Annotated in this window: 16 protein-coding genes and 1 pseudogene; 12 read left to right on the top strand and 5 right to left on the bottom strand. The window is 62.3% G+C overall.

Annotation, left to right across the window (positions count from 1 at the left end; all coding sequences use genetic code 11):
- Window positions 1-85: 85 nt before the first annotated feature.
- Window positions 86-233 (top strand): annotated as a pseudogene (locus tag ACIQUF_RS11790) (transposase); the annotation flags it as partial.
- A 36-nt stretch (window positions 234-269) separates the two neighbouring features.
- Here ACIQUF_RS11790 and ACIQUF_RS11795 read toward each other — a convergent pair.
- Both ACIQUF_RS11795 and ACIQUF_RS11800 read right to left on the bottom strand, forming a co-directional pair.
- Window positions 270-923 carry a glycosyltransferase family 25 protein gene (locus ACIQUF_RS11795; RefSeq protein ID WP_403131552.1) on the bottom strand — a complete coding sequence of 218 codons (654 nt, stop codon included), beginning with the start codon at window positions 921-923 and terminating at the stop codon, window positions 270-272.
- 100 nt (window positions 924-1,023) lie between these two features.
- Window positions 1,024-1,578, bottom strand: a complete 555-nt coding sequence (locus ACIQUF_RS11800) for a serine acetyltransferase (RefSeq protein WP_403132502.1) — start codon at window positions 1,576-1,578, stop codon at window positions 1,024-1,026.
- A gap of 121 nt (window positions 1,579-1,699) precedes the next feature.
- Here ACIQUF_RS11800 and ACIQUF_RS11805 point away from each other — a divergent pair, with 121 nt between their 5' ends.
- The 10 genes from ACIQUF_RS11805 to ACIQUF_RS11850 all read left to right on the top strand — a co-directional run bounded on the left by ACIQUF_RS11805 (window position 1,700) and on the right by ACIQUF_RS11850 (window position 12,314).
- Window positions 1,700-2,161, top strand: coding sequence for an Lrp/AsnC family transcriptional regulator (locus ACIQUF_RS11805; RefSeq protein ID WP_403131554.1), 462 nt, complete (start codon window positions 1,700-1,702; stop codon window positions 2,159-2,161).
- 181 nt (window positions 2,162-2,342) lie between these two features.
- A complete protein-coding gene (locus tag ACIQUF_RS11810) occupies window positions 2,343-4,025 on the top strand; it encodes a flavin monoamine oxidase family protein (protein WP_403131556.1) in 1,683 nt (560 codons plus the stop codon).
- A 15-nt stretch (window positions 4,026-4,040) separates the two neighbouring features.
- On the top strand, window positions 4,041-4,835 hold the full coding sequence (locus ACIQUF_RS11815; RefSeq protein WP_403131558.1) for a carbon-nitrogen hydrolase family protein: 795 nt from the start codon (window positions 4,041-4,043) through the stop codon (window positions 4,833-4,835).
- Window positions 4,836-4,845: 10 nt separating this feature from the next.
- Window positions 4,846-7,128 carry a pyrroloquinoline quinone biosynthesis protein PqqF gene (gene pqqF / locus ACIQUF_RS11820; RefSeq protein ID WP_403131561.1) on the top strand — a complete coding sequence of 761 codons (2,283 nt, stop codon included), beginning with the start codon at window positions 4,846-4,848 and terminating at the stop codon, window positions 7,126-7,128.
- A gap of 169 nt (window positions 7,129-7,297) precedes the next feature.
- Window positions 7,298-7,369, top strand: coding sequence for a pyrroloquinoline quinone precursor peptide PqqA (gene pqqA, locus ACIQUF_RS11825; RefSeq protein WP_008365141.1), 72 nt, complete (start codon window positions 7,298-7,300; stop codon window positions 7,367-7,369).
- An 87-nt stretch (window positions 7,370-7,456) separates the two neighbouring features.
- Window positions 7,457-8,368 carry a pyrroloquinoline quinone biosynthesis protein PqqB gene (pqqB, locus tag ACIQUF_RS11830; RefSeq protein WP_403131563.1) on the top strand — a complete coding sequence of 304 codons (912 nt, stop codon included), beginning with the start codon at window positions 7,457-7,459 and terminating at the stop codon, window positions 8,366-8,368.
- 9 nt (window positions 8,369-8,377) lie between these two features.
- A complete protein-coding gene (gene pqqC / locus ACIQUF_RS11835) occupies window positions 8,378-9,133 on the top strand; it encodes a pyrroloquinoline-quinone synthase PqqC (protein ID WP_400798241.1) in 756 nt (251 codons plus the stop codon).
- Window positions 9,130-9,405 carry a pyrroloquinoline quinone biosynthesis peptide chaperone PqqD gene (pqqD, locus tag ACIQUF_RS11840; RefSeq protein ID WP_403131566.1) on the top strand — a complete coding sequence of 92 codons (276 nt, stop codon included), beginning with the start codon at window positions 9,130-9,132 and terminating at the stop codon, window positions 9,403-9,405. The genes pqqC and pqqD overlap by 4 nt, the downstream gene beginning before the upstream one ends.
- Complete coding sequence (gene pqqE, locus ACIQUF_RS11845) at window positions 9,377-10,525, top strand: pyrroloquinoline quinone biosynthesis protein PqqE (RefSeq protein WP_403131568.1); 1,149 nt, start codon at window positions 9,377-9,379, stop codon at window positions 10,523-10,525. The genes pqqD and pqqE overlap by 29 nt, the downstream gene beginning before the upstream one ends.
- A complete protein-coding gene (locus ACIQUF_RS11850) occupies window positions 10,491-12,314 on the top strand; it encodes an alpha/beta hydrolase family protein (protein ID WP_403131570.1) in 1,824 nt (607 codons plus the stop codon). Before pqqE ends, ACIQUF_RS11850 begins: the two co-directional genes overlap by 35 nt.
- Window positions 12,315-12,344: 30 nt before the next feature.
- On the opposite strand, the gene ACIQUF_RS11855 is transcribed toward ACIQUF_RS11850, so the two are convergent.
- On the bottom strand, window positions 12,345-12,503 hold the full coding sequence (locus tag ACIQUF_RS11855; protein WP_003177654.1) for a YqaE/Pmp3 family membrane protein: 159 nt from the start codon (window positions 12,501-12,503) through the stop codon (window positions 12,345-12,347).
- 279 nt (window positions 12,504-12,782) lie between these two features.
- Window positions 12,783-14,066, bottom strand: coding sequence for an aspartate aminotransferase family protein (locus tag ACIQUF_RS11860; RefSeq protein ID WP_403131572.1), 1,284 nt, complete (start codon window positions 14,064-14,066; stop codon window positions 12,783-12,785).
- Between the two features lie 208 nt (window positions 14,067-14,274).
- Between ACIQUF_RS11860 and ACIQUF_RS11865 the strand changes: the two genes are divergently transcribed.
- On the top strand, window positions 14,275-15,189 hold the full coding sequence (locus ACIQUF_RS11865; protein WP_403131574.1) for a LysR family transcriptional regulator: 915 nt from the start codon (window positions 14,275-14,277) through the stop codon (window positions 15,187-15,189).
- 250 nt (window positions 15,190-15,439) lie between these two features.
- Here ACIQUF_RS11865 and ACIQUF_RS11870 read toward each other — a convergent pair whose 3' ends face one another.
- Window positions 15,440-17,218, bottom strand: coding sequence for an acyl-CoA dehydrogenase C-terminal domain-containing protein (locus tag ACIQUF_RS11870; protein WP_403131576.1), 1,779 nt, complete (start codon window positions 17,216-17,218; stop codon window positions 15,440-15,442).
- Between the last annotated feature and the right edge of the window lie 88 nt (window positions 17,219-17,306).

Genomic DNA, 17,306 nt, shown 5'->3' on the forward strand with positions numbered 1-17,306 from the left:
GACTACCTACTTCGGTGCGCTCATCACCAAGATCTCTGGCCTAACGTGATCCCATCGGGACGGGCTGACTCAGCCTTCTGATCGGCTCTGGGCTCTCTGCTGAGGAGTAGCCTGGCTAGATATGCCCAAGCGCTTTCGGGCCTTGAGCGACGGTCTATCACCGCCTCCGAGACTGGCGAAACCGCGGAACATTCGATCTGATGCTCAGGCGATTGCACCTCCAGATACGACAAAGCCGCGCGTTTACGCGGCTTTTGTCATTTCAGCGTTCAGAAATTCAATCGCAGCGCGGTTCGCCACAGATTCTTCAACGGCGAACGCCAGTGCTTGCGCCAATTCTTTTCCCACCACGCATCTTCATTGCACACGACCGTTTCCAGGTCACTCCCGGTCACTTCCGCTGCATGCTGACGGAACATCATCGGAAACACGCAGTGCTGCTTGATCCGGCGTTTGAACATGACATCGACCGGCTCGCCCGCGTAAGGCGTATTGGCCAGTATCCGGCAGCCCTCGCGCGACAGCACATAGGCATGCAAGGCAACCACTCGGCCTCGGGCAATGAAAGGAAACCAGGTGAGCCAGGTACGGCCCATCGAGTAACCCAGGTGGAGTGCCTCGAAGCGATGCGAGCCCATGAAGCGGTTTACCCAACGGACCCGAGAAGCCTTCAACTCATAAGCCTTGACGTCATCCTCGAACACCAGAATCCGCTCCAGCCCTTCATCCAAAGCACGCTGTGCGAGCTGCTGATGGGACTCGTAGCAGCCCCGTTTCGGATCGCTGTCTTTCTGCACCACGTGAAACGTCACAGGGTTTGCGAGCTGATTGGCAATGCTTTGCTCAAACAATGCGCGCCGGTCAGCGCGTGTATCCAGCGAAATGCAATAGACGGCATTTACGTCGAAGTGAACCCTGCTCACCCACCCATCCTTCAAATCGAGCCTGTCTTACGCATTAGCGAACCCGCACGGATGATAACGGGCAGCCGATAGCATCACAAAGCCATCAAGTAACTTAGTATTAGTGCTTTCGCGCAGCCATCCTGGTTTCTCGCGGATTGTAAAAAGTGCAATCGGCCGGGATATCCCGTGTGACCAGCGTCATGGCGCCAATCACCACGTTGTCACCGATGTCGATCTGATCGGCAATGATGCAGCTATTGGCACCGAGACTGACGTTATCGCCGATGTGCAGCGCGTAACGCTCCAGGCCCAATGTCTTGATACCGATGGAGCAGTTCTGGCGGATGAAGAAATTCCGCCCGATGCTCACGTGGCGAGTGATCACCACGCCAGGCAGATGAGCAATACGCAGGCCCGGCGCGATCTGCGCACCGATGTCGATATCCACCGCGTACTTCAGGTTGAGCCGCTGCTGCATGCCACGGGCGTAGCGCCTGCCCAGGCCGCCGCAGGCATCGAGGTATTGCGCCAGGCGGTAGGCGAAGAGGAAGCGCAGCTTGTTGTCCTTGCGCGCTCGGCGCAGGACGTTGAACAGCAGGCTGATTCTGCGTCCGGGCTTTGTCTTGTTGGAAACTTCCTGTCGCCAGCATTCCATCAAGATTTCGAGATTCACAACGTGGGTCCACTGAGACTGCCAGACCATAATGCCGCAATATCGGCAGCGGTGCAGCCCTTGGCCTTGATCTGCCTGCCATTGGCTGGCTAGGCTAGCGAGCCCACCGCAGAGACTTGTCATGTCGGACTCCCGCACCATCACCCTCGACGAAATCGACCACCAGTTGATCGCCCTGTTGCAGATCAACGCCCGCGAAAGCGTCGCCACCCTCGCCCGTCAACTGGGCATCGCGCGCACCACGGTCAACTCGCGCCTGGCACGGCTGGAGAAAGGCAAGGTCATCACCGGCTATGGCGTGCGCCTGGGCCAGCGTCTGATGGGTGGCGGACTGCAGGCATATGTCGGGATCAAGGTGCAGCCGCGCTCAGGCAAGGAGGTGGTGCGCCGCCTGAGTGCCATGGGGCAGGTGCAGCAGCTCTGCGCGGTGAGCGGCGAGTTCGACTATGTGGCCTGGCTGCGTAGCGATTCGCCGGAACAACTCGACCAATTACTGGACCAGATTGGCAGCGTCGAGGGGGTTGAGAAGACCACGACTTCGATCATCCTGAGCAGCAAGGTGGATCGTGGGCAGCCAGTTTGAAATTTATGCACTCGGGAGTAACCGTCGAAATAAATCAAAGCACCGTCGTTTTGAGTCATAGCTGATCAATTTGACGCTAATTTGCGTCTTATTTACGTCCCCCCCGCTTCATAAAATGACCATCAGGCATCTCCTATACTCAGGCTCCGCCCCCGCGCAGCCGCTCTGGCAAGGTCACTTCATGAACAAGAACAACCGCCACCCCGCCGACGGCAAAAAGCCTATTACCATCTTCGGCCCGGATTTCCCGTTTGGCTTTGACGACTGGCTGGAGCACCCGGCCGGCCTTGGCAGCATCCCGGCAGCAAGGCACGGTGAAGAAGTCGCCATCGTCGGCGCGGGTATCGCGGGGTTGGTGGCGGCCTATGAGCTGATGAAGCTCGGCCTCAAACCAGTGGTGTATGAAGCCTCGAAGCTGGGTGGCCGGCTGCGATCGCAGGCCTTCAACGGTACCGATGGGATCATTGCCGAGCTCGGCGGCATGCGGTTTCCGGTGTCTTCAACCGCCTTCTATCACTACGTCGACAAGCTGGGCCTGGAGACCAAGCCATTCCCCAACCCGCTGACGCCAGCGTCGCGCAGCACGGTCATCGACCTCGAAGGCCAGACCTACTACGCCGAGAAGGCCAGCGACCTGCCTGCGCTGTTCCACGAGGTGGCCGACGCCTGGGCTGACGCGCTGGAAAGCGGCGCGCAGTTCGCCGATATCCAGCAGGCGATTCGCGACCGCGATGTTCCGCGCCTCAAAGCACTGTGGAACACGCTGGTGCCGCTGTGGGACGACCGCACCTTCTATGACTTCGTCGCCACTTCGCGTTCGTTCGCAAAACTGAGCTTCCAGCACCGCGAGGTGTTCGGTCAGGTCGGTTTCGGCACCGGTGGCTGGGACTCGGATTTCCCCAACTCGATGCTGGAAATCTTCCGCGTGGTGATGACCAACTGCGACGACCACCAACACCTGATCGTCGGCGGCGTAGAGCAGGTGCCGCAAGGTATATGGCGCCATGTGCCGGAGCGCTGCGCACATTGGCCCGAGGGCACCAGCCTGAGCTCGCTGCATGGCGGTGCGCCGCGCACCGGGGTCAAGCGCATTGCCCGCGCTGCCGATGGGCGCTTGGCTGTGACCGACAACTGGGGTGACACCCGCCACTACGGCGCCGTGCTCGCCACGTGTCAGAGTTGGCTGCTGACCACGCAGATCAACTGCGAAGAGTCGTTGTTCTCGCAGAAGATGTGGATGGCCCTGGACCGCACCCGCTACATGCAGTCGTCGAAAACCTTCGTAATGGTCGACCGGCCTTTCTGGAAGGACAAGGACCCACAGACCGGGCGTGACCTGATGAGCATGACCCTCACCGACCGCCTGACCCGCGGCACCTACCTGTTCGACAACGGCGACGACAAACCGGGGGTGATCTGCCTGTCCTACGCGTGGATGAGCGACGCCCTGAAGATGCTGCCGCACCCGGTGGAAAAGCGCGTGCAGCTGGCCCTGGATGCCCTGAAGAAGATCTACCCGAAGACCGACATCGCCGGGCATATCATCGGCGACCCGATCACCATTTCCTGGGAGGCCGACCCGCACTTCCTCGGCGCCTTCAAGGGCGCATTGCCGGGTCACTACCGCTATAACCAGCGCATGTACGCGCACTTCATGCAGCAGGACATGCCGGCCGAACAGCGCGGCATGTTCATTGCCGGCGACGACGTGTCATGGACGCCGGCCTGGGTCGAGGGCGCGGTGCAGACCTCGCTCAATGCCGTGTGGGGTATCATGAATCACTTCGGTGGCCACACCCACCCCGACAACCCCGGCCCAGGCGACGTGTTCGATGAACTCGGGCCTATCGCCCTGGCCGATTGATACCAAGGAGGCAGCATGCGCATCGCTCTGTTCCAGGGCGCACCTCACCCACTGGACGTGCCCGGCAACCTGCAACGGCTGCGCCACCAGGCGCAACGGGCGGCCGAGCGTGGTGCGCAGTTGCTGGTGTGCCCGGAGATGTTTCTGAGCGGCTATAACATCGGCCTGGAGCAGGTCGAACGGTTGGCCGAGGCGGACGATGGTCCGTCGGCGATGGAGGTGGTGGAGATCGCCCAGGCGCACCGAATCGCCATTGCCTACGGCTATCCGGAGCGCGCCGATGACGGGGCGATCTACAACAGCGTGCAGTTGATCGATGCCCATGGCCGCAGCCTGTGCAACTACCGCAAGACGCACCTGTTCGGTGAGCTGGATCGCGCCATGTTCAGCGCGGGGGCCGACCACTTCCCAGTGATCGAGCTGGAAGGCTGGAAGGTCGGGTTGCTGATCTGCTACGACATCGAGTTTCCGGAGAATGCCCGGCGCCTGGCACTAAGCGGGGCCGAGCTGATCCTGGTGCCGACGGCGAACATGACCCCCTACGACTTCGTCTGCCAGGTGACGGTGCGCTCGCGGGCGCAGGAAAACCAGTGCTACCTGGTGTACGCCAACTATTGCGGGGCCGAGGGCGAAATCCAGTATTGCGGGCAGAGCAGCATCATCGGGCCGGATGGCAGCCTGCTGGCCATGGCCGGGCGCGATGAGTGCCAGTTGCTGGCGGACCTTGAGCATGAGCGGGTGGTGAACGGGCGCGAAGCGTTCCCGTATCTGGCTGACCTGCGCCAGGAACTGCACCTGCGCAGGGGCTGAGTGAAACCCCATGCCTGACCCCACGCGCACGCTCACCCTGGCCAACGGCCTGCACCTCACGCTGCGCCATGCGCCGCGACTGAAGCGCGCGGCTGCAGCGCTGCGCGTGCACGCCGGCAGCCACGACGCCCCGGTGAAATGGCCGGGGCTGGCGCATTTTCTCGAGCATCTTTTCTTCCTGGGCAACGCTCGTTTTCCACTGGAAAACGGCTTGATGCGCTACGTTCAGGCCCTCGGTGGCCAGGTAAATGCCAGCACCCGCGAACGCACCACCGATTTCTTCTTCGAAGTGCCACCCGCTGCCTTTGCCGGTGGGCTGGAGCGTTTGTGCCAGATGCTCGCCGAGCCAGACCTGAGCATCGAGCACCAGCGCCGTGAGCGGGAGGTGATTCATGCCGAATTCATCGCCTGGTCACGCAACCCACAGGCGCAGAAACAATTCACCCTGTTGCAGTCAGTGTCTGCACGGCATCCGCTGGGCGGTTTTCATGCAGGCAATCGGCATACCCTGGCACTGCAGGATCCAGCATTCCAGCAAGCCCTCAAGGGTTTTCATCAACGTTTCTACCACGCAGGTCAGATCACCTTGAGCCTGTGCGGGCCGCAAACGCTGGACCAGTTGGAACAGCTCGGCAGGCAGTTTGCGCAGGTGTTTGCGCCAGGGAAACGGGCCGCGCAAATGCTGCCGCCAGCATTGACCAGAACGCATACAGGGCTGGTTTTCACACACGAAAGCCTGCCCGAAGGCGCCTATCACGCGTTGGAACTGTTGATTGCCTGTTTGAGCGACAGCAGGGCGGGCACCTGGCTGGATGCCTTGCGCCAGCGCGGCTGGCTGCAAGGGTTCGAAGCAGAACTACTGTACGCCTTCGCCGGCCAGATGCTCTGGCACATCGACCTGAAGCTCGTTGAACACGCCTGTTCAGAGCAGGCCCGCGACCTGCTGCACGGTTGGTTCAGCTTCATCCGGCAGGCCGATCCTGCGCAACTCAACGCCGAATTCAGCCTGCTGCAACAAAACCAGGAGCGCAACGCCAGCGCCCTTGAGCTGGCCCGCCGCGACAGTGCGGGGCAGCCGTTTGCGGCATTGGATGCACAAGGGCTGGTGGCGCTGCGGGCGATACTCGAAGACCTGCCGCACTGTGAACGTGGACAATGGCAGCTACCTGCGCCCGATCCGCTGCTGCTTGCGGACTCGCCCCACACCCAGGCTCGACCACTACCTGCGGGACTGTCGGTCAGTGATCTACTCCCCGAAGCCCGCCAGTACGCAGCGGTCTATCTGCGTTGGCAGGTACCTGCGCCACTGCATCAGCCCTTGTATGACGTGCTCGATCGCGCTCTGCACCCGCTCAAGGAGCGTTGCAGGCGCGCTTCGTTGCAACTGCAATTCAGCAGCGCGGGTGAATGCTGGCAACTTCGCTGCAGCGGTCAGCCTGCAGCCGTTGTTCGCGCTGTCGAATGCGCCCTGGCGCACTTGATTTCACCTGATGACTGGACACTCCCTACAGAACAGGAACCCGCGCTGATTCCGATCAGAGCCCTGCTCAAACAATTGCCCGATGCGCTGCTCGGCCCAACACGAATGCCAAAACCTGGCGCCATGCTCGACCAGCAAACGCTGGACGATGCCTGGCGACAGAGCCATTGGCACGGCCTGGCCGTCGGCTTCGATGCCGCCACCCTGCAATCGCTTGGCGCCGTGCTGCATGCGTGCCCCGGGCAAGCCGGCGCCCCCGCTGCCGTACCCCGCTGGCACGGCCGCCGCTGGCACCACGCGCAGGTGCCGGGCACTGAACACGCACTGTTGCTGTTCTGCCCAGTACCGGCCGATCAGCACGCTTGCGGCCGTCTTCTCGCTCAATTGCTGCAGGGGCCGGTGTACCAACGCCTGCGGGTGGAATTGCAGCTTGGCTACGCAGTGTTCAGTACCTTTCGTCAGCTCGAAGGCGTCGGCGGCCTGCTGTTCGGCGTGCAATCGCCCCACGCAACCCAAGCCGAAATCCTCAATCATCTGCAAACCCTGCTGCGCCAAGGCGTGAACCTTGACCCCGCTGCCCGCCAAGCATTGGCCGAGCAATTCGACGAAATGGCCATGGCCAACGCCGATGTCGCCGAATGGGCATGGCAGACACACCTGGCGACACAAACGGACGGCTTGCCTGCACTGCGCAGGTCTATTCTGATGACACAACAAGCGGACCTGGACGACCTGTCAGGCGCCCTGCTCAACGCCCAATCCAACTGGCTGTGCCTGGCAAATGCGCCTGCGCCGGATGGGGCATGGCACTGATTTCGTCTGGATTGTTACATTTACCGCAAGGGCGCTTTTCGAAGAATTAACCTTTCGGTACAAAATTTTCTTGTAAGATAACGCTATCTCAGCCGACGGAACCTCCAGCGCGGGGTGCCTTCAAATCCAGTAGCTGAATCACCCAACCCTGATCCGGAAGGAGCAAATTATGTGGACCAAACCTGCCTACACTGACCTGCGTATCGGCTTCGAAGTGACCATGTACTTCGCCAGCCGCTAAGCCCAGCTTGCGCAACGACGCCTCGGCCCGCCGGGGCGTCGTCGTTTTTTGCACAGGGTTTATGCCCAGTTCGGATAGAGAACAGCCATGTACATCCAGATTCTCGGCTCCGCCGCTGGCGGCGGCTTCCCGCAGTGGAACTGCAACTGCGTCAACTGCAAGGGCTTTCGCGACGGCAGCCTGCGCGCCACGGCACGCACCCAGTCATCGATCGCCCTCTCCGATGACGGTGTGCACTGGATCCTGTGCAACGCCTCACCGGACATCCGCGCCCAGCTCCAGGGTTTCGCGCCGATGCAACCGGGCCGGGCACTGCGCGACACCGGCATCAACGCCATCGTCCTGCTGGACAGCCAGATCGACCACACCACCGGCCTGCTCAGCCTGCGCGAAGGCTGCCCGCACCAGGTATGGTGCACCGACATGGTCCACCAGGACCTCACCACCGGCTTCCCGCTGTTCAACATGCTCAGCCACTGGAACGGTGGCCTGCAGTGGAATCGCATCGAGCTCGAAGGCAGCTTCGTCATCGAAGCCTGCCCCAACCTCAGGTTCACGCCATTCCCGCTGCGCAGCGCCGCGCCGCCGTACTCGCCGCACCGCTTCGACCCACACCCCGGCGACAACCTCGGCCTGCTGGTCGAAGACACGCGCACCGGCGGCAAGCTGTTCTACGCGCCCGGGCTCGGTCAGGTCGACGACAAGCTGCTGACGATGATGCACGGCGCCGATTGCCTGCTGGTCGACGGTACGCTGTGGGAGGATGATGAAATGCAACGCCGTGGTGTCGGCACCCGTACCGGTCGCGAGATGGGCCACCTGGCGCAGAACGGTCCAGGCGGCATGCTCGAAGTGCTGGATGGTTTCCCGCGCCAGCGCAAGGTGCTTATCCACATCAACAACACCAACCCGATCCTCGATGAAGATTCCCCGGAGCGCGCCGAAGTGCAGCGCCGCGGCGTGGAAGTCGCCTTCGACGGCATGAGCATCGAGTTGTAAGGAGGCTTGATGAGCGACGCATTGCCACTGTCGCCTGCCGAGTTCGAGCAGGCCCTGCGCGCCAAGGGCGCCTTCTACCACATCCATCACCCGTACCACGTGGCGATGTACGAAGGGCGCGCCACTCGCGAACAGATCCAGGGCTGGGTGGCCAACCGCTTCTACTACCAGGTGAACATTCCCATGAAGGATGCCGCGATCCTGGCCAACTGCCCGGACCGCGAGGTGCGTCGTGAGTGGATCCAGCGCCTGCTCGACCACGACGGCGCCCCCGGCGAAGAGGGCGGCATCGAAGCCTGGCTGCGCCTGGGCCAGGCGGTCGGCCTCGACCCCGACCAGCTGCGCTCCCAGGAACTGGTGCTGCCCGGTGTGCGCTTCGCCGTCGATGCCTACGTCAACTTCGCCCGCCGCGCCAGCTGGCAAGAGGCCGCCAGTAGTTCGCTGACCGAGCTGTTCGCCCCGCAAATCCACCAGTCGCGGCTGGATAGCTGGCCGCAGCACTACCCGTGGATCGACCCGGCCGGCTACGAGTATTTCCGCACCCGCCTGGGCCAGGCCCGGCGTGATGTCGAGCACGGCCTGGCCATTACCCTGCAGCACTACACCACCCGCGACGGCCAGGAGCGTATGCTGGAAATCCTGCAGTTCAAGCTGGATATCCTCTGGAGCATGCTCGATGCCATGAGCATGGCCTACGAGCTGAACCGTCCGCCGTATCACACCGTCACCCAGCAACGGGTGTGGCACAAGGGGATCGCCCTATGAGCTTTGATCGCAAGCAAGTCCCGAACTGGCGCCCTGGCTACCGCTTTCAATATGAACCCGCGCAGAAAGGCCACGTGCTGCTGTACCCCGAAGGCATGATCAAGCTCAACGACAGCGCGAGCCTGATCGGCGGCCTGATCGACGGCAAACGCGATGTCACAGCGATCATCACCGAACTGGAACGGCAGTTCCCGGGTGTGCCTGAAGTCGCCGACGACATCGAGCAATTCATGGAGGTGGCCCGTGGCGAACACTGGATCACCCTCGCCTGAGGTACCGGTCGGCCTGCCGCTGTGGTTGCTGGCCGAGCTGACCTACCGCTGCCCGTTGCAGTGCCCGTACTGTTCCAACCCGCTGGATTTCGCCGAGCAGGGTAAAGAGCTGAGCACCGCGCAGTGGTTCAAGGTGATGGCCGAAGCTCGGGAGATGGGCGCGGCGCAGATTGGCTTTTCCGGCGGTGAGCCGCTGGTGCGCCAGGATCTCGCCGAGCTGATCGGCGAAGCGCGGCGCCTGGGTTACTACACCAACCTGATCACCTCCGGCATCGGCCTGACCGAAACGCGCATCGCCGCGTTCAAAGAAGCGGGCCTGGACCATATCCAGATCAGCTTCCAGGCCAGCGACGAGCAGGTGAACAACTTGCTGGCCGGCTCGAAGAAGGCTTTCAAGCAAAAGCTGGAGATGGCCCGAGCAGTGAAGGCCCACGGTTACCCGATGGTGCTCAACTTCGTCACCCACCGGCACAACATCGACAAGATCGACCGCATCATCGAGCTGTGCATCGCGCTCGAAGCCGACTTCGTCGAGCTCGCCACCTGCCAGTTCTACGGCTGGGCGCACCTCAACCGCCTGGGCCTGCTGCCGACCCGCGAACAGCTTGAGCGCGCCGAACGCATCACCAATGAATATCGCGACAAGCTCAAGGCCGCCGGCAGCCCGTGCAAGCTGATCTTCGTCACCCCCGACTATTACGAAGAACGCCCCAAGGCCTGCATGAACGGCTGGGGCAGCCTGTTCCTGACCATCACCCCGGACGGCACCGCCCTGCCCTGCCACGGCGCGCGCCAGTTGCCCGTACAGTTCCCCAATGTGCGCGACCACGACCTGCACCACATCTGGTATGACTCGTTCGGCTTCAACCGTTTCCGTGGCTACGACTGGATGCCCGAACCCTGCCGCTCGTGCGACGAAAAAGAGAAGGACTTTGGCGGCTGCCGCTGTCAGGCCTTCATGCTTACCGGCGATGCCAGCAATGCCGACCCGGTGTGCGCCAAGTCGGCTGACCACGGCATCATTCTCAAGGCCCGCGAGGAAGCAGAGACTGCCCAACTCGCCATTGAACAGATGACCTTCCGCAATGAACGCAACTCACGAGTCATCGCCCGCGGCTAAGCTCAGTGCCGCGCAGGCCGTAGCCGCAGGTACTGACTTTGCCGAGCTCAAGGTCGGCGCCCACGGCCTGTTCTGGAACGAATTCCGTCCCGCCGATGGCGCCTGCCGCATATGGCACTGGCGCGACCATCAGGCACGCTGCCTGACGCCGGATGGTTTCAGCGTGCGCAGCCGGGTGTATGAATATGGGGGTGGCAGCTTCTGCCTGGGTGACGACGCGCTCTGGTTCGTCAATGAACAGGATCAGCAGGTCTACCGCCAAGCTCTGGATGACGCAGCACCGCTTGCCGTGACCCGCAATGAGCAGTGCCGCTACGGCGATCTGCAGTGGCACGACAGCAAGGTGCTGGCGGTCGAGGAGCGCCATGGCGAGGGCGTCGAGCATCGCCTGGTGGCCTTGGTCGAAGGCAGTGTTGAAGTACTCGCCGAAGGTGCCGACTTCTATGCCTCGCCCACGGTCAGTGCCGATGGCGCACGCCTGGCCTGGATTGAATGGGACCGCCCGGCACAGCCATGGACGGTAACCCGGTTGATGAGTAGCGAACGACTCGGTGATGGCAGTTGGGGCACGGCTCGCTGCATCGCAGGGGATGACGAGTCCTTGCAGCAACCGCGCTTCGACGCTGAGGGGCGCTTGTATTGCCTGTCAGATCGCAACGGTTTCTGGCAGCCGTGGGGCGAACTCTGCGGCCAATGGCAGGCTCTACCCGCCAAAGCAGCGGATCACGCTGCCGCCCCCTGGCAGCTCGGTACCAGCACTTGGCAGGCACTCGGGCCGCAAAACTACCTGGCCACATGGTTCGAAGCCGGTTTCGGGCAGCTGGGGTTGCGTACCGCCGATGGCCAGGTGGAGCGTTTCGCCAGCGCCTACACCCGCTTTCGCAACCTGGCTATGGATGCCGAGCATCTCTACGCCATCGCCGCCTCGCCAATCAGCCCGCCAGCCGTCATCGCCATCGATCGGGTGAGCCACGAAGTTCACATCCTGGCGGGGGGCGCCGAGCTACTGCCGGCGGAGTGCATCAGCCTGCCACAGTCGATGCTTTACGAGAACGATGGCGAGTTTTCCCATGGATTCTTCTACCCTGCAGCCGGTGCCAAAGGCCCCTCGCCGCTGGTAGTGTTCATCCACGGGGGACCGACCTCGGCCTGCTACCCGGTGCTCGACCCGCGAATCCAGTACTGGACCCAGCGCGGCTTCGCCGTCGCCGACCTGAATTACCGGGGTAGTACTGGTTATGGTCGCGAGTATCGCCAGGCCCTGCACCTGAACTGGGGCGAGAGCGATGTTCAGGATGCCTGCGCGGCGGTCGAGCATCTGGCCGGGCTAGGTTTGATCGACGCCAGCAAAGCCTTCATTCGCGGCGGCAGCGCGGGCGGTTACACCACCCTTTGCGCCCTGGCATTTCATGATGTGTTCAAGGCCGGCGCGAGCCTTTACGGGGTCAGCGACCCCATTGCGCTGGGCCGCGCCACGCACAAGTTCGAGGGCGATTACCTGGACTGGCTGATTGGTGACCCGCAGCAGGATGGCGAGCGTTATCGCCTCCGCACGCCGCTGTTGCATGCACAGCAGATCAAGGTGCCGGTGATTTTCTTCCAGGGTGAGCTGGATGCGGTGGTAGTGCCAGAGCAGACGCGTTCGATGCTCGACGCGTTGAAAGCGAATGGCATCGAGGCCGAGGGGCATTTCTACTCAGGGGAGCGGCATGGCTTCCGCCAGGCAGAGAACCTGGCACATGCGCTTGAGGAGGAATGGAAGTTCTATTGCCGGGTGTTAGGTCAGTGAGTGTTGGGGCCGCTTGGCGGCCCCAACGGTTCATCGCTTGGCAATGATATACACCGCATGCACGATACCCGGAATGTACCCCAGCAAGGTCAGCAGGATATTCAGCCAGAACGCCCCGCCGAACCCTACCTGCAAAAACACGCCCAGCGGCGGAAGAAGGATGGCGATGATGATGCGAATAAAATCCATGCGAGTATCTCCTCAAAGGGTCTAAACAGAGACTAGCTGGGCATCGCAGAGGTTCCACATGAACAGTGTGATGGCCACCAAGCGCATGTCGAAGGTTTTGCTTCGCCCATGAGATCGAGCGCCGCCCGCGCGGCGCTCGATCTCATGGGCGCCAAAAATCCCCCGACAAGCACTTTGCAGCCCGCGCCAGTTTCAACCCAGGCAAAAAAAACGCCCCGGGCCAAGTGAAGCAGGCCAGAGGCGATGCGCAGAAACGCCAGACGGTTCGTTGAATTCGTGTTACGCCGACACTTCGCGGCGGGCCTGCTGCTGTTGCGCATGCAGGCGGGCAAAGGCCCGGGCCAGGCGCAGGAGCATTTCGTCGACATTGCCTTTGCTCACCGTCAGCGCCGGAGAGAAGCGCACCACATCCGCTTGCGGTGCATTGAGCAACAGGCCTTCGTGTAAGGCCGCTTGCACCAGGTCTTTGGCCGAAGGCTCCTGTAACTGCAAGGCCCATAGCAGGCCTTGGCCGCGTACTTCGCCCTGGCCGTAGCGGCCGGCCAGACGGCTGAGGCCATCGCGCAGGTGGCGACCGCTGTCCTGGACCTGCTCGAAAAAGCCCGGTTCCAAAACGGTGTCCAGTACGGCCAGTCCGGCAGCACTCATCAGCGCGTTACCGTGATGGCTGCCTTCCAATTCACCCGGCTCGGCGCAGCAGGCCGTGCCACGGGCCAGCAACGCAGCCAACGGCACGCCACCGCCCAGGCCCTTGCCCAGGGTGATGATGTCGGCGCGCACCCCGTAGGTTTCTTCGGCCAGCAGCGCGCCGCAGCGGCCGATGCCGGTTTGCACCTCGTCGAGGATCAACAGGATGCCCAGTTCACGGCACAGCTTCTCGACGCCCTGAAGGTATTCCGTGGTAGCCGGGATCACGCCAGCCTCACCCTGGATCGGCTCGAGCATGATCGCCACGGTGCGCGAGTCGACCTGCGCATGCAGCGCCGCCAGGTCGTTGAATGGCACCTTGCTGAAACCCGGCAGACCCGGTTCGCAACGGTTGCACGGCAGCGGGTCGGATGCCGACAACGCGCCGAGGCTGCGCCCATGGCAACCCTGACTGGCCGTGATGATGTGATAGGCGCCGTTGCGATGCAGTCGGCCCCATTTACGCGCCAGCTTGATCGCCCCTTCGCAGGCCTCGGCGCCGCTGTTGAGCAGATACGCCTGCTCGCTGCCGGTGCTCTGGCACAGGCGGTTGACCAGCGCCAGCAGGCCACGGCTGTGAAAGCCCGAGCCCGGGTTGATCAAAGCCTGGGCCTGGTTGCCCAGCGCCTTGACCAGCACGCCGGGGCTGTGACCGAGGCTGTTGACTGCGCAGCCCTGGGTAAAATCCAGGTAAGCGTGCCCTTCGCTGTCCCACAACCAGGAGCCCTGGCCACGCACGAACACTTGCGCGGCACGTTCTGTGCTCGGCATCAGGCGCTCGCGGGACAACGGCGGCGCATCCGCCACGACCACCGACGCACGCTTGGGCTCGGTAGCTGCGGCGGGGGCCGAGCGACGCAGGTTGAACAGGTTCATCGGGGCTCCAGCCAGGCACGGTAAGGGGGCCAGCAGCCGGTCTCTATGCCGGCGCTTGATATTTTGTCTTGCCTATCAAAAGTGTTTTTCAAACGAGGTAACAATGTGCTGATTGATTGCTGTAACCCGTTGGAATACGGCGATAGACTAGGCTTCGCCAGCCCCTGCGGCCATTTCGTTTTTTCAGCTTTTTCGATAAGTATTACTTATGGATTTTCGCCAACTGCGTTATTTCGTCGCGGTGTACGAAGAAGGCCACGTCGGCCGCGCCGCCGAGCGCCTGTCACTGTCGCAGCCAGCCCTGTCCCAGCAGATCCGCCAGCTCGAGCACAGTCTCGACTTGAACCTGTTCGAGCGCAGCAACAAGCGCCTTTTGCCGACCCTGGCCGCGCACACCCTTTACAACCATGCGCTGCCCCTGCTCGACGGGCTGCAACGCGCCCACGAAGCCATGCGCAACTTCAAGGGCCAATCGCTGCGTACGCTGGCCATCGGCGTGCTGCAGACCGTGCGCCCAAGCCTGGTCCCGCAGTTGCTGGAGCGGCTACGCAAGGCCCAGCCGCACCTGGTGGTGCAGATCTATGAATTGTCAGGGCTGGAAATCGAACGTCGGCTGCTCAATGGCAACCTGGATATTGGCATCAGCTATCTACCGCCACGCCAACCAGGGCTGCATGGCATGCTGCTGTATGAAGATGAGCTTCAGCTGGTCATCCCCGATACTCACCCTTTGAAGGATTTCAAGAAGGTGTCGATCAGACAAGCCGCAGAATTGCCGATGCTGATGCTCGGCGAAGAATTCCAGATTCGTCAAATCTGGAAGGAACAGCTCGCCAGCCAAGGGCGTCGGCCACAGGTACAGGCAGAGATGAACAACATGGGCGGCATTCTCGACAGCCTGGCCCACACCGCACTAGCCACCATTCTCCCAGGACGGGCCAAGGATGCCGCAGAAGATGACCAAGGTTTGCTGTGGAAGCCGTTGAGCGAGCCACGGGTGCCGCTGAAGGTGGGCCTGGTGTTCCGCGACGCCCAGCGCCAACAGGCGTCGGTGGAGTTGCTGCGTACCTTGCTCGAAGAAGAAACGGACACCCGGCAAGTGGTTGCCACCGCGCTCTCCTGATAAAACACGCGCACAAAGAAAACCCCGCCGAAGCGGGGTTTTCCAGACTGTTTCCCTGTGACATCCCTATCGCCCCACCGTCCTGGCAGGAAATCCTTCGTTGTCCCTGTTCTGTCCTTTGCGCTTCCTGCGCAACGTCCATGTACAAAGATTAGCCGTGGATCCAATCTGACACCAGTGGCGAAAAGTCACCACGGCATGTAGGAGATCGCTTACAAAAAGGACACATTCACAAACATGTTGACCGCCGTTAAAACTGCTCGGCATCCAACAGGTACAGCGATTCGCTGCCCGCCTTCACCGAAGCCACCAGCGAATCCACCCGCGGCAACAACCGCGCATAGTAGAACCGCGCCGTCCCCAGCTTGGCCGAGTAGAACGCTTCATCGCCCTCGCCGGCCTTCGCTGCACGCGCCATCAGCGCCCACATGTAGGCATAGGCCACATAACCAAAGGCGTGCAGGTACTCCACCGAGGCGGCGCCGATCTCGTTCGGGTTGCCCTTGGCCTGCTGCAGCACCCACTCGGTCAGGCCGTCGAGTTGATCGAGGTAAGCTCCCAGCGGTTTGGCGAACTCGTCCAAATCACCACCGGCACTGGCGATGAACTGGCGGATCTCGTCGGAGAACGCCTTGTAGTAAGCGCCACCGCTGGCCACCACCTTGCGCCCCATCAGGTCGAGGGCCTGGATGCCGTTGGTGCCTTCGTAGATCTGAGTGATGCGCACATCGCGCACCAGCTGCTCCTGGCCCCACTCGCGAATGTATCCGTGGCCACCGAATACCTGCTGGCCATGCACCGCACACTCCAGGCCCAGGTCGGTAAGAAACGCCTTGGCTACCGGCGTCAGCAGTGCCACCAGCTCTTCGCTGCGTTTGCGCGTGGCCGTATCCTCGCTGTACTTGGCGCTGTCCAGCTGCATCGCCACGTAGGTGGAAAACGCACGTCCACCTTCGATCAGCGCTTTCATGGTCAACAGCATGCGGCGCACGTCAGGGTGGACGATGATCGGGTCGGCGGCCTTGTCCTTGGCCTGCGGGCCGGTAGGGGCACGGCTCTGCAAGCGGTCGCGGGCGTACTCCACGGCGTTCTGATAGGAACGCTCGGCCGTGGCCAGGCCCTGAATACCGACGCCGAGGCGCTCGTAGTTCATCATGGTGAACATCGCCGCCAGGCCCTTGTTAGGCTCGCCGACGATATAGCCAACGGCTTCGTCGAAGTTCATCACGCAGGTGGCCGAGGCCTGGATCCCCATCTTGTGCTCGATCGAGCCACAGGTCGCCGGGTTGCGTGCGCCGAGGCTGCCGTCGGCGTTGACCATGAACTTGGGCACCAGGAACAGCGAGATGCCTTTGGGCCCGGCCGGCGCATCCGGCAGCTTGGCCAGCACCAGGTGGATGATGTTCTCGGTCAGGTCATGTTCGCCGCCGGTAATGAAGATCTTCGTGCCGCTGACCTTGTAGCTGCCATCGGCCTGGGGCTCGGCCTTGGTGCGGATGATGCCAAGGTCGGTGCCGGCATGCGGCTCGGTCAGGCACATGGAACCGGCCCACACGCCGGCGTACATGTTCGGCAGGTATTGTTCCTTGAGCGCTTCGCTGGCGTGGGCGTTGATCGACAGGCAGGCACCAGCGGTCAGCATCGGGTACAGGCCGAAGGCCAGGCTCGAAGCGTTGACCATCTCTTCGACCTGGGCCGAGATCGCCTTGGGCATGCCCATGCCGCCAAACTGCGGGTCACCGCCTACGCCAACCCAGCCGCCTTCGGCGTAGGTGTTGTAGGCCTCGATGAAGCCAGCCGGGGTACGCACCGCGCCGTTGTCCCAGTGGCAGCCCTCTTCATCCGCAGCGCGGCTGAGCGGGGCGATGGACTTGCTGGTGACCTTGCCGGCCTCTTCCAGTACGGCAAGGGCAGTTTCAGCATCGACCGCCTCGGCCAGCTCGGGCAGTTGCGCCCACTGCTCTGCCACGTTGAAGACTTCATTCAGAACGAAGCGCATATCGCGCAGCGGCGCTTTATAGTCAGCCATGACAACCTCTCGCTAGTCGGGTCGGGGCGGTCGCTGGGGACCGCGGCACGGGTTGAATCCAGGGGTTGAATTCAGTGTAACCGAACAA

Source organism: Pseudomonas sp. NPDC090233, assembly GCF_044772285.1.
Taxonomy (GTDB): Bacteria; Pseudomonadota; Gammaproteobacteria; order Pseudomonadales; family Pseudomonadaceae; genus Aquipseudomonas.